The 12,658-nt window shown below is 65.0% G+C and carries 11 protein-coding genes; 6 read left to right on the plus strand and 5 right to left on the minus strand.

Annotation, left to right across the window (positions count from 1 at the left end):
* Positions 1-165: 165 nt before the first annotated feature.
* From AD428_RS14350 to AD428_RS14370, 5 genes are all read right to left on the minus strand, one after another.
* Entirely contained in the window at positions 166-1,455 is a 1,290-nt protein-coding gene (locus tag AD428_RS14350) for an isocitrate/isopropylmalate family dehydrogenase (protein WP_200908043.1), read from the minus strand.
* Positions 1,419-2,189 (minus strand): glucose-1-phosphate cytidylyltransferase, encoded by a 771-nt coding sequence (gene rfbF, locus AD428_RS14355; protein ID WP_053245624.1) that lies wholly within the window; start codon positions 2,187-2,189, stop codon positions 1,419-1,421. Before rfbF ends, AD428_RS14350 begins: the two co-directional genes overlap by 37 nt.
* Positions 2,186-5,584 (minus strand): bifunctional class I SAM-dependent methyltransferase/glycosyltransferase, encoded by a 3,399-nt coding sequence (locus tag AD428_RS14360; RefSeq protein WP_053245625.1) that lies wholly within the window; start codon positions 5,582-5,584, stop codon positions 2,186-2,188. Before AD428_RS14360 ends, rfbF begins: the two co-directional genes overlap by 4 nt.
* 340 nt (positions 5,585-5,924) lie before the next feature.
* Positions 5,925-7,442, minus strand: coding sequence for a flagellin (locus AD428_RS14365; RefSeq protein WP_053245626.1), 1,518 nt, complete (start codon positions 7,440-7,442; stop codon positions 5,925-5,927).
* A 221-nt stretch (positions 7,443-7,663) separates the two neighbouring features.
* Positions 7,664-8,422 carry an RNA polymerase sigma factor FliA gene (locus AD428_RS14370; RefSeq protein WP_053245627.1) on the minus strand — a complete coding sequence of 253 codons (759 nt, stop codon included), beginning with the start codon at positions 8,420-8,422 and terminating at the stop codon, positions 7,664-7,666.
* A gap of 444 nt (positions 8,423-8,866) precedes the next feature.
* Between AD428_RS14370 and flhD the strand changes: the two genes are divergently transcribed.
* From flhD to AD428_RS14400, 6 genes are all read left to right on the plus strand, one after another.
* Positions 8,867-9,190, plus strand: coding sequence for a flagellar transcriptional regulator FlhD (gene flhD, locus AD428_RS14375; RefSeq protein WP_053245628.1), 324 nt, complete (start codon positions 8,867-8,869; stop codon positions 9,188-9,190).
* Between the two features lie 34 nt (positions 9,191-9,224).
* Positions 9,225-9,806, plus strand: a complete 582-nt coding sequence (gene flhC / locus AD428_RS14380; RefSeq protein ID WP_053245629.1) for a flagellar transcriptional regulator FlhC — start codon at positions 9,225-9,227, stop codon at positions 9,804-9,806.
* 117 nt (positions 9,807-9,923) lie between these two features.
* A complete protein-coding gene (gene motA / locus AD428_RS14385; protein ID WP_053245630.1) occupies positions 9,924-10,793 on the plus strand; it encodes a flagellar motor stator protein MotA in 870 nt (289 codons plus the stop codon).
* An 11-nt stretch (positions 10,794-10,804) separates the two neighbouring features.
* On the plus strand, positions 10,805-11,794 hold the full coding sequence (gene motB, locus AD428_RS14390) for a flagellar motor protein MotB (protein ID WP_053245631.1): 990 nt from the start codon (positions 10,805-10,807) through the stop codon (positions 11,792-11,794).
* 2 nt (positions 11,795-11,796) lie between these two features.
* Positions 11,797-12,177: a response regulator gene (locus tag AD428_RS14395; RefSeq protein ID WP_053245632.1), complete on the plus strand. Its 381-nt coding sequence runs from the start codon at positions 11,797-11,799 to the stop codon at positions 12,175-12,177.
* Positions 12,178-12,206: 29 nt separating this feature from the next.
* Positions 12,207-12,658, plus strand: a 452-nt coding sequence (locus AD428_RS14400) for an Hpt domain-containing protein (RefSeq protein ID WP_200908044.1), incomplete at its 3' end; no start/stop codon positions are given.

Here is a 12,658-nt window from a genome sequence, read left to right on the forward strand (position 1 = left end):
GGCGAGGGCGGCAGGCGGGGCCTGGCGGAATGCGGGCACGTTCATGAGTTCTCCTCCTCGGGTGGTCCTGCCGGGCGCGGCGGCGGATCTGCGTCCGCGCGCCGCGCCGGTCCGATGCATACGGGCGGCCGGCGCACCGGCGGCCGGCGCTCAGGCGGCCGGCGCTCAGGCGGCCGGCGCACCGGCGGTCTGCGGCGCCGGCAGGCGCTCGCGCACAGCCTGCGTGACCTCCGCGGTCGTCGCCTGCCCGCCCAGATCGCGCGTGTGCAGGGCGGGGTCGGCGGTCACGGCTTCGATGGCCCGCATCAGCCGCGCGGCGGCCGCCGTCTCGCCCAGGTGTTCCAGCAGCATCGCCACCGACCAGAACGTGCCGATGGGGTTGGCCAGGCCCTTGCCCATGATGTCGAACGCCGAGCCGTGGATGGGCTCGAACATGGACGGGCCGCGCCGTTCCGGATCGATATTGCCCGTGGGGGCGATGCCCAGGCTGCCGGCCAGCGCCGCCGCCAGATCGCTCAGGATGTCGGCGTGCAGGTTGGTGGCCACGATCGTGTCCAGCGACGAGGGGCGGTTGACCATGCGGGCGGTGGCGGCGTCGACCAGCTCCTTGTCCCAGCTCACGTCGGGAAACTCGCGCGCGATCTCCGCGGCGATCTCGTCCCACATCACCATGGCGTGGCGCTGGGCATTGGACTTGGTGACGACGGTGAGATGGCGGCGGGGCCGCGACCCGGCCAGGCGGAAGGCAAAGCGCAGGATGCGCTCGACGCCGGCGCGCGTCATCATGGACACGTCGGTGGCCGCCTCGATCGGCAGCCCCTGGTGCACGCGGCCGCCCACCCCGGCGTATTCGCCTTCGGAGTTCTCGCGCACGATGACCCAGTCCAGGTCGCCCGGCGCGCAGCGCTTGAGCGGGGCGTCGATGCCCGGCAGGATGCGCGTGGGGCGCACGTTGGCGTACTGGTCCAGGCCCTGGCAGATCTTCAGCCGCAGTCCCCACAGCGTGATGTGATCGGGAATGCCGGGGTCGCCGGCGGAGCCGAACAGAATGGCGTCCTGCCCGCGCAGCGCGTCCAGTACGTGCGCTGTTCCCATGACGTTGGCGGCGTAGGTTTCCAGCGGCTGCGCGTAGCCTTGCCGCACCAGGGCCTGGGCCGCCAGGTGCAACACGATCTCGGGCCGCGCGCGGCGCACGTGATCGCGCACGGCCCCGGCGTCGCGAATGTCGCATTCGCGGCTGTCGACGAGGGAGCCGATGCCGGCCTCCGCGTACAGGCTGGGCCGGGTGGCGGGAGGCAGGGCCAGGCCCGTCACGTCCGCGCCCAGCCGCCGCAGCCACAGCGCCAGCCAGCTTCCCTTGAAGCCGGTGTGGCCGGTCAGCAGGACCCGCTTGCCGCGCCAGAAGCCGGTGTCGGGTTTCACCACACCTTCCATGGCGCCTTGCCCGTGCTCCACAGCGATTCCAGCAGGTTCTTCTCGCGCAGCGTGTCCATGGGCTGCCAGAAGCCCAGGTGCTCGTAGGCATGCAGCTCGCCCCGGTGCGCCAGCGTTTCGAGCGGTTCGGCCTCCCAACTGGTGGAATCGTCCTGGATCAGCGGCAGCACGCTGGGCGAGAGCACGAAAAAGCCGCCGTTGATCAGGCCGCCGTCGCCGCGGGGTTTCTCGGTGAATCCCGTCACTTTGCTGCCCTCGCGGCGCAAGGCGCCGTAGCGGCCGGGCGGCTGGACGGCGGTAACGGTGGCGGCCTTGCCATGCTCGCGGTGAAAGCGGATCAGCGCGCTGATGTCGATGTCGGCCACCCCGTCGCCGTATGTGAAGCAGAACGCCTCTTCGTCCTTGACATAATCGGCCACACGCTTGAGGCGGCCGCCCGTCATGGTGTTCTCGCCGGTGTCCACCAGCGTCACGCGCCAGGGCTCGGCCTTGCGCTGGTGCACTTCCATGCGGTTGTCGGCCATGTCGAACGTGACGTCGGACATGTGCAGGAAGTAGTTGGCGAAATACTCCTTGATCATGTAGCCCTTGTAGCCGCAGCAGATCACGAAGTCGTTCACGCCGTGCGCGGAATAGGTCTTCATGATGTGCCAGAGAATGGGCCGGCCGCCGATCTCGATCATGGGCTTGGGGCGGGTGTGGGTTTCTTCGGATATGCGCGTTCCCAGCCCGCCGGCGAGGATGATGGCTTTCATGGTTGGCTCTCGCACCATTGCTTGAACATTTCCCGCAGCGCGGCCTCGAACTTGCGCGCAAAGCCCGGTTCGTCCATGAGCGGGCTGGCGCGCATGTCGTCGCGCAGGTCGGCGCGGATGCGCGCCAGCGCGGGCAGATCGCTGGCCAGGGCCACGACCTTTTCCACGTATTCGAGTTCGGTCTGGGCTATCCATTCGGAATGGCCCACGCCGTGCAGCACCGAGCTGCCGATCCGCCCCACGCTGGGCCGGTCCGCCAGGGTGACGTAGGGAACCCCCATATAGAGCGTTTCCACCAGCGTCACGCCGGAGTTGTGCGGAAAGCAGTCCAGGCCGATGTCCATGGAGCGCAGCAGGTCCCACGGAGGGCTGTGGCAGCCGATGAGCAGCCGGTCGGGCCGGATGCCCTGCGCGGCAAAGCGCGCCGCGAGGGCGTCGCGCATCGACTTGTCGCGGTAACTGTTGCTGTCCACGATCAGCCGCGCCTGCGGCAGCCGGCGCAGGATCTCGGACCAGACGCCGACCACCCGGTCGTTCATGCGGATGGCGCGGGTAAGGGTGCCCAGGGTGACGTAGCCATTCGCCAGGGCGGGCAGCGGGCTGATGTCGCCCATGCCTTGCCCCGGCCGGTAGACGAAGTTGGTGTCGGCCAGCCGCCAGGGCCGCTCGGCGAACAGGTTCTCGCTGCCCTCGGGGGCCATGGCCGCATCGCTCATGATGTAGTCGATGGCCGACACCCCGGTGGTGTATCCGAAGCCCAGCCAGGTCAGCGACACGGGCGCGGGCTTGCGCGCAAATACCGCGAGCCGGTTGCCCCCGGTGTGGCCGGCCACGTCGATCAGGATGTCGATGCCGTCGGCGCGGATGCGGTCGGCGAGCTGCTGGTCCGTCATGGCGGCCGTCGGCACCCAATGGTCGAAGTAGTTCTTGAACCGCTTCGTGGTGGCGTCTTCCGCCACCAGCTCGGCATAGGCCGTCACTTCGAACGCCGTGCGGTCGTGGTGGGCCAGCAGCGGTTCGATGAAGTAGTTGCCGGAGTGCTGCCGGAAGTCGGGCGATACATAGGCGATCCGGAGCTTGCGCCGCGTGTCGCGTGAATTCGTGTGGGGGCGCCAGGCGCTGCGCAGCGGCGCGCAATGGGTCTGGTCGTAGGCCCGGTAGGCCCGGAACACCTCTTCCGCCGTCGCCGCAGGGGCGTAGTTCATGACGAAGAGCAGGTTGGTGCTGGCCGTCAGCGACTTGGGAGCGTGCGCCACGGCGTCGCGCGCGGCCACGATGGCGTTCTGCACGTCGCCGCTGTCGATCAGGATCTTGGCGAGATTGGTGCGCGCTTTCTGGTGGCCGGCGTCGAGCGCCAGCGCGTTCAGGCAGGCGGTCTTGGCTTCGTCGTAGCGGCGCTCCGTGTTCAGGGCATCGGCCAGGGCGGAATGCGCGTGCGGGTTGTCCGGCGCGAGTTCCACCGCCCGGCGGCCCGCGGTAATGGCTTCGGACGTGCGTTCGAGCTGCGCCAGGCAGGTGGAAAGCACGATGTAGCCCTGGGCATTCAAGGGGGCGATGTCCAGCATGCGCAGCGCGGGCGGCAGGCCTTCTTGCGGGCGGTGCATGTTGCACAGGGCGACGGCCAGGGCTTCCCAGGCGTCGAAGAACCGGGGGGCCAGCTTGGCCAGCGCGCGCGCCAGCGTTTCGGCGTCGCCATAGGATTGCCGCAGCATGGCCTGGTTCAGCCGTTGCGCCTGGTTGAGCATGGCCGGTGACAGCACGAACGGCGGGCCTTCGTCCGGCGACGGGGCATCGAATGCCAGGCGCGCCAGTGCGCTGACGTAGAGCCCGGTGTAGTGCCCACGGCCCTGGCTCGCGTTCAGGCCATCCTCGAGGAGCCTGCGCCACGACCGGGCCGACCCTTCGTGAAGCGCGTAGCGCTTGAGCAGCGAGAGCACTTCCGTCACGGCGTAGGTGGAGGGCCCCGAGGTGCCCGTCTCGTCCACGATGCGCTGCAGCGGCTGTTCATCGGCCAGTTGCCGCAGGACGCCCAGCTGCTGCTCATTGAAGACCAGGTTCAGGGTTTCGTGCCACAGGTTGAAGAGCGGAGCGGACAGGCCGGGCGCGGTGAGGTTCGGAAGCGGGCGGAACGGTTCGTTATCGGCCCGGTCGTAGGGCCCGGGACCCAGGCTGTAGTGCGCCAGGTCGGCCTGCAGCAAGGTCTTGAGCCGGGAATCCAGCGCCCGGCGGAGCTCGGCATCGCCCTTGGGAGCGTCCGGCTGGCGGGCCAGGGTGTCGAGCAGGGTCTGATGAGACACCGTTCCGGGCCAGGCATGGCCGAGCACACCCAGCAGCGCCATCATGCTCCGGTCGGTGGTGGAAAGGCCGCGGCCGGTGTTCGTGACGTAACTGGCGCCGTCTTCCTGCCCATTGGCGCTCAGCCGGACCAGGCCGCTGGCCCACCGGAGGTCGGCCAGGCGTTCCAGGTCGGGAGCCGGCCGGATCTGGACCGCGCGCGCCTCCGGAACCAGCAGGCTCTGCCGGAACCCCCGGCCGGTGGCAAAATCGAGATACTGCTGGCGGACGGCTTTAGCCTGGCCCAGGGTCAGCAGGCTGTGGGACAGCGATACCTTCTGCCCGAACTCCAGGGGCACTTCGCTGAGCGGCATCGCGTCGCCCACATAAGACAGTCCGGCTTCGGCCGCCTTGTTCGCGAATTCGACAAAGTAGGCGGGGGAGCAGGCAAATGCGCGGAATGCGCCGCCGGACGCCAGCCCGCGCTGAAAGCAGGCGGCATTCGCGCCCAATGCCTGGGCGAGCGGGTTCTCCGCGGCCAGTCCTTCGGTGAACAACGTCAGCGCCGCCTGGGCGCTCGCCTTGACCTCCTCGTCGGTGCGGGCGGCGTGCGCATGCAGCAGCATGGCGTCGCGCATGACTTCCAGCGTCTTGGCGCCGGGGTAGACGTGGTGATCCACGTAGAGCAGGCCCAGCGCCGAGAGGGCGCGCCCGCATTGCTGCATCAGGGCAGCGGCCGCCTCGGCCAGCAAATAGCTGTATACGCCGGAAACGATGATGTAGTCGAACGGCCCCAGGTCTTCCGGCAGGGGTTCTCCCGGCTCGGCCAGGCGCAGCGCCACGTTCTCCAGCCGCAGGGCTTTCAGCGACGCGTTGGCCGCCTCGACGTGTTCCGCGCTGGAGTCCAGGCCGACGATCCGGGCGCCAGGGTAGGCCAAGGCGTGGGGCCACAGGCTTGCGCCGGTTCCGCAGCCCACGACCAGCACCTTGGCCGCCTCCAGGGGGGCGGTCGGGATTCCATAGAGATGGGCCGTGGCGCGCAGGTGCCCCGGCGAGAGGCTGGGGGCCGGATGCCCGGGTTCGGCTTGCGCCTGGCGTTGTGTATAGGCCGAATTCGACATGGCTGCATCAGGGGCGGACGTATGCCCGCAAGAAACGATGCTGGCATTCTAAGAACCGGGATCCTTCTTCATTTCCCGAATCAGCGTCGGAATTCCCCTCCAGTTTGAGCGACACCGTTCTCCGGCGGGAGGGAGCGCGCGACATGCCGCACGCCGTGCCCGCGATGCGGGTTGGCGGCTCCGAAGCGGGAGCGTTTCAGCGTCTCGAGGCGGGGGCAGATGCAAAAAAACCCGCCGTGAGGGGCGGGTTGTCAGGCCGGAACGGCGCGAAGGACCGTGTCCGGCCTGGTTCGGAAGAAGAGGCGGGGAGCCTCCCTTCCGGCCTTGCCGTCTCTGCGGATTAACGCAGCAGCGACAGCACGGTTTGCGGCACTTGGTTGGCCTGGGCCAGAACCGAGGTGCCAGCCTGTTGCAGGATCTGCGCCTTGGACATGTTCGACACTTCCGTGGCGTAGTCGGCGTCCTGGATACGCGAACGGGCGTTGGACAGGTTGTTGACCACGTTGCTCAGGTTAGCGATGGTGGATTGGAAGCGGTTCTGTACCGCACCCAGCTCACTACGCAGAGCGTCTACACGGGAAAGTGCCGTATCCAACGTTTCCAGGGGATCTTCCGTCGCCATTTCCGATTTAGCAGCTGATTCCGTGATCAGCTTCGTATTGCCAGCTTCGGTTCGCGTGACGTACATCGTATTGGCGTTAGCGGCGGTCCCGTCTTTAACTTCGTCGCCCGCCGCAGTAGCGTGATACGTTGCCCCAGCGAGCTGCAGGGTGGTAGCACTATGCTTACCGCCTTGCAGATCGAGATCAGCAAGTGTTGCTTCACGATTGCTAACGGACGATTGGGTCGTCAGCGAACCGTTGACGGCAGAAGTATAGACGTTCGTGTCTGTTGCGAGGTTCGCGGTTCCCGCATTATCGGTCAGAGTAAAGGTGACTGTCTTGTTATCAATCTTTGCCGTTGCAACGCCGTTATGGGGCCCGGTCTGAGCGGTAGTCACGGTGAATTCCATGCCGTTCAGTTTGAACGTATCACCTGCGGATTTGTTAGTCATTGCCGTACTCAACGAGGTGGCCAACGCACTTGGCCCAGCCGTCGACGAATACGTAGCAGTACCGTTGCTAACATTCGCCGCAGTTACCAAGCTACCGTCCTTAGCACTTACATACAATTGTGCGGTGCCGGCTTTCACAACACCCGTGTCGATATCGACAGTTACAGGATCAGTTACCGGAGTAGCAGCGCCATTGGTAACGGTAAGACCGGTATACGTATGCGTGCCAGTCGCGCCTTGAGCAAGCAGATCGCCCACAGTCGCTTGACGAGCGCCGTCAATGCGGAATTCTTTAAGACCCAGCGACTGAGCGTCGATCTTCTTCAGGTTCACGGAGATCGTCTGATTGTCATTTGCACCAACTTGGATCTTCAGGGCGTTGTCGCTAGCCAGAACTTTCACGCCGTTAAATTGCGTTTGTTCGGAGACACGATTGATCTCAGCCAGACGCTGGCCGATTTCATCCTGGATCGACTTGAGATCGGAATCGGAGTTAGTGCCGTTCGTGGCTTGAACCGTCAGCTCACGAATACGCTGCAGGTTGTTGTTGATTTCGTTAAGAGCGCCTTCAGTCGTCTGGGCGATCGAGATACCGTCGTTCGCGTTACGCGAGGCTTGGGTCAGACCCTTGATGTTAGCCGTGAAGCGGTTAGCAATAGCTTGGCCAGCAGCGTCGTCCTTGGCGCTGTTGATGCGCAGGCCCGACGACAGGCGTTCGATGGCGGTACCCAGAGCGGACTGGGACTTGTTCAGGTTGGTCTGGGCAACCAGGGACAAGTAGTTGGTGTTGATAACTGCAGCCATGTTTTGGCTCCCAAGAGAGAAAGGCTTCTTCAAACCGGGCAGCTGGGCCGCCCATCGTAGTAACGGGAGAATTCGTCTTCTTGCGACGCCGAATTTCTCCGTTGCCAGGATTACGGCAGGGCCAAATCAATCTTTAGGGCTGTTTTACGAAGGTCAATCCGCCGGGTGGAGGAGGGGGGACGTCGGCGGCGGCGCGCCATGCACGCCGGCGCCGGCGGGCCTCAGATGATCTGCGCCATCTGCTGTTCGTGCGGCAGATCCTGCCAGGCCTGCTCGCGCAGCTTGGCGCGGATGCGGGCGGTGGCCTGGGAGCGCAGCTGGCAGACCCGGGCCTCGGTTACGTTCATGATGGCGCCGATTTCCTTGAGGTTCAGTCCCTGCTCGTAGCAGAGCGAGAGCAGGAGCTTTTCGCGCTCGGGCAGGGCGTCGATGGCGTGGATGAGCGCCTGGCGGAAGTCGCCGGCCAGCAGGGAATCGAGCGGATTGCCGGCCTGGGCGTTGCCGGCATTGAGGGAAGCCGCCCAGTCGGCCTGGTCCGACGCGCTGTCCGTATCGGACGAAAAGTCTTCATAGTGGACGATCTGCACGCCCTGGGCGTCGTGCAGCAGGGTCTGATATTCGGCCAGGGGCAGCTCCAGCTGTGCGGCGATCTCGGCCTCGGTGGGCGCGCGCATGAGCTTCTGCTCGAGCTGCTGGATGGCCTGTTCTATCTTGCGGGCCTTGGCGCGCACGCTGCGGGGCAGCCAGTCCTGGCCGCGCAGCTCGTCCAGCATGGCCCCCCGGATGCGGGTGGTGGCGTAGGTCTCGAATTGCGCGTCGGCGGTTTCCTGGTAGCGGCGCACGGCGTCCAGCAGGCCGATCATGCCGGCCTGTATCAGGTCGTCCAGTTCGACGCTGGCCGGCAGGCGCGCGAGCAATTGCAGGGCCAGCTTCCGAACGAGCGGGGCATATTCGACCAAGCTGTCTTCTGCGTTGGGCATTGCGGAGTGTCAGACGAATCTATGGAGGCGCGGGTGTCGGACGCTGGCGCTGGCGTTGCCAAATAGCGACATTGTCGACAAGCGCGCGGTTGCGCTGGGCGAAGCTAACGAGGTGATCGGTACGGTGCCCATTGTGGTTAAAAGCGCCGATTTCATTCCGTAAAGAACACAACTTTTTGAATGTCTATTTGGCAAATTGACGTAAATTTGTCAGATAGTTTCATGTCAAGTTGTATCTTCATCTGTCTTATGAGCAACATCAAAAAACTTTTGTCATATTAGTCATAGAAAATGACACGAGATGTGATAAATTTTACTTAAATTGCGAATTGCTGATACATTTCGCATAAAAACTGGACGCAGCTGGTTACGAAGCAATCGTTGCTGCTTGTGACTGTTGGTAGTTGATACGGACCCTCGCACGTAGGGATCAGGGAGCCTGGTGTGCAACAAGTCGAAAGTTCTTTGCTGGCAGATATCCGTGAAGTGAATCTGTCCTATCTTCTTCTCGCCCAGCGCATGCTGCGCGATGACTATGCTGCCTCGATGTTCCGGTTGGGCTTCAGCAGCGAGGTGGCGGACATTCTCATGCGCCTGTCGCCCGCCCAGCTCGTGAGGCTGGCCAGCTCCAGCTCGCTCCTGTGCCGTTTCCGCTTTGACGACTACAGCCTGCTTTCCGCCCTGACTCAGGACGTGCTGGGCGGCGCGCTGCAGCAGGCGCACGCCACCATCCTGCTTGCCAAGCAGCCCGTCGAAGAGCTGGCCTGAACGGCCCGCGCAACCCTCCGGATCTTCAAGCGCCATGGCCATCAAGAGCGTTTCCCAGGAAGCGGACGACATCCTCCTTGCCAGTTCCATGATCTCCCTGGGCGCCCGCCTGCAGGTGCTGGAGGCGGAAACCAGCCTGAGCCACGACCGCCTGGCGCGCCTGTATCGCGAGATTCGCGGCTGCTCGCCCCCGAAGGGCATGCTGCCGTTCTCGGTGGACTGGTTCATGACCTGGTTGCCGAACATCCATTCCTCGCTGTTCTACAACGTCTATTCGTTCCTGGACAAGCACACCAACAGCAAGGGGATCCGCGCCGTCATCGACGCCTACCGGCTCTATCTCGAGAACGCGGGCGTCGAAGGCGCCGAGAACGCTGAGCCCGTGCTGAGCTTCACACGGGCCTGGATGCTGGTGCGCTTCTTCGACAGCGGCATGCTGCAGCTTTCGGAGTGCCGCCACTGCGGCGGCCATTTCATCGCGCATGCCCACGATCCCCAGACGGATTTCGTCTGCGCGATCTGCCGCCCTCCGCCCCGCGCCGGCAAGACGCGGGCCGCGGCGAAGGCGCGCTCGGGCAGCCGTGCGGTTGCCGCCGCCGAGGCGGCCTCGGGCTGACGCCCAGCCTCAAATACATCAAAAGCCCTGAAAAACCCCCCGTAACCCGGCTTTTTGGGCCGGGGGGAGCAGGGGATCATTGACGCCGGTTTTAGACTTCGTTGGCAGGGGCCTGATGTGTTGATTGTTATCGGTTATTTGGTGGTGATCGCCTCGGTGGTCGGCAGCTTCATCGCGCTCGGCGGCCATCTGGGCGCGCTGTACCAGCCATTCGAGCTCACGCTGATCTTCGGCGCGGCCTTGGGCGCCTTCCTGGCGGGCAACAGCAAGAAGTCGCTGATCCTCGTGAAGAAGGCGCTGCCCGATGCGCTCAAGAGCTCCCAGTACAGCAAAGAGGTCTACATGGAGCTGATGGCGCTCCTGTACACCCTGCTGAACAAGGCGCGGCGCGAAGGGCTGATGGCCATTGAGTCGCACATCGAAGATCCGTCCTCCAGTCCGATCTTCAGCGAATACCCGCGCATCATGAAAGACCAGAAGCTCATGGAGTTCATCACGGACTACCTGCGCATCATGATCAGCGGCAACATGAGCTCGTTCGAGATCGAAACGCTCATGGACGAGGAAATCGAGACCTACCGCCACGAGCGCGAAGTGCCGGTGCATGCGCTGCAGCAGATGGCCGACGGCCTGCCGGCATTCGGCATCGTGGCCGCCGTGCTGGGCGTGATCAAGGCGCTGGCGGCGGTGGACCAGCCGCCGGCCATCCTGGGCGACCTGATCTCCAAGGCCATGGTGGGCACCTTCCTGGGCATTCTGCTGGCCTACGGCTTCGTGGGGCCGCTGGCCTCGCGCGTGGACCGGCGCATGGCCGAGGCCGTGAAGGTGCTGGAATGCATCAAGACCACGCTGCTGGCCAGCATGAACGGCTACCCGCCGCAGCTCGCCGTCGAGTTCGGTCGCAAGGTGCTGTACTCGGGCGTGCGCCCCACCTTCGGTGAGCTGGAAGAACACGTCCGGCAAGCCAAGTCGACCGCCAAGGCCTGACGGAGCGGGCAATGAGCACCGTCAACAATCACCGTGTGGTGATTCGCCGCAAGAAGGGCAAGAGCGGCGGACACCACGGGGGGAGCTGGAAGATCGCCTACGCGGATTTCATCACCGCCATGATGGCGTTTTTCCTCGTCATGTGGCTGATCAGCATCGTGCCGCGCGAAGAGCTCAAGGGCATTGCCGAGTTCTTCCGCATGCCGCTGCACGTGGCGATCGCCGGCGGGCCCAGCAGTTCGGCCGAAACCAGCGCCGTGCCCGGCGGCGGTCGAGATCCCCTGCGCGACGACGGCGACGTGCGCCGGGCGCAGGGCAACCGGGTGGAAGCCCAGCCCATGGCCGACGCGGAGCGCCGCGAGCGTCACCGCCTCGAGAGCCTCAAGAAGCGGCTGGAAAACCTCATCGAGACCTCCCCGGTTCTCAAGACGTTCCGTCCCCAGCTCCGCATCGACATGACGACCGAGGGGTTGCGCATCCAGATCATCGACAGCCAGAACCGGCCCATGTTCGCCACGGGCAGCGCCAACGTGCAGCCCTACATGCGGGACATCCTGCGCGAGCTCGGCCCGGTGCTGAACGAGCTGCCGAACAAGATCAGCATCTCCGGCCATACCGACGCCAGCCAGTATGCGCGGGGCGAGCGGGCCTACAGCAACTGGGAGCTGTCGGCCGACCGCGCCAACGCATCCCGCCAGGAGCTCGTGGCCGGCGGCATGAACGAAGACAAGGTCATGCGCGTGCAGGGCCTGTCCTCGAGCATGAGCCTGGTTAAAGATGACCCGTACGCGGCCGTTAACAGGCGTATCAGCCTGGTCGTGCTCAACCAGAGCACCCAGCGCCGCATCGAGGAAGAGAACGCCGCGGCCGCGGACATCAACGCCGGCAGCGCACAGGAAGTGGGCTCCGCGGTCGATGCGGCCCGCGCGGCGGCCGAGGCGGTGAAGTCAGGAAATCACAGCGGGACGGACAAGGCTCCGCCCGCCGAAGGGGTTCGATAGCAATGGCGGCAACGATTCTGGTGGCCGATGATTCGGCGACGATGCGCATGATCGTCCAGACGACGCTGACGGGCGCAGGCTGGAAGGTGGTGACGGCGGTCAACGGGCAGGAGGCGCTGGCGCGGGCCAAGGACCAGCCGGTGGACCTGGTCGTGAGCGACTGGAACATGCCCGTCATGGGCGGGCTGGAACTCATCCAGGGGCTGCGGCAACAGGCGCAGTACGAAGACGTGCCGGTGCTGGTGCTGACCACCGAAGACGACGTGGACAGCAAGATGGCGGCGCGCGACCTGGGCGTGTGCGGCTGGCTCTCCAAGCCGGTCGATCCGGACGTGCTGGTCGAATTGGCGGCGGAACTGCTCGGCGAGCAGCCCGCCGCGTAAGCGAGTTCTTTTACGAAGGCATACGGGCCATGAGTGCTGGTTTGGATCTCAGTCAGTTTTACGAGACCTTTTTCGACGAGGCGGACGAACTGCTCGCGGAAATGGAGCAGCTCCTGCTGGAGCTCGACGTGGGGGCGCCCGACATCGAGCAGCTTAATGCCATTTTCCGCGCGGCCCATTCCATCAAGGGCGGGGCGGCGACCTTTGGCTGTTTCACCCAGCTTGCAGGCACCACGCACCTGCTCGAGAACCTTCTGGACGCGATCCGCCGCGGCGAAATGACGCTGCGCACGGACATGGTGGATATTTTCTTGGAAACGAAAGACGTGCTCAAAAGCCAACTGGACGCCTACCGGGCTTCCGAGGAGCCCGACGAAGCCGTGTTCGAGCGCATCTGCGCAGTGCTGAAACAGCTGGCGCTGGAGCACAAGGAGCCGGCGGCTGCCGAAGCCGCCCCGCCGGCGCCCGCGGCCGCTCCGCA

The organism is Achromobacter sp. DMS1 (genome assembly GCF_001270295.1).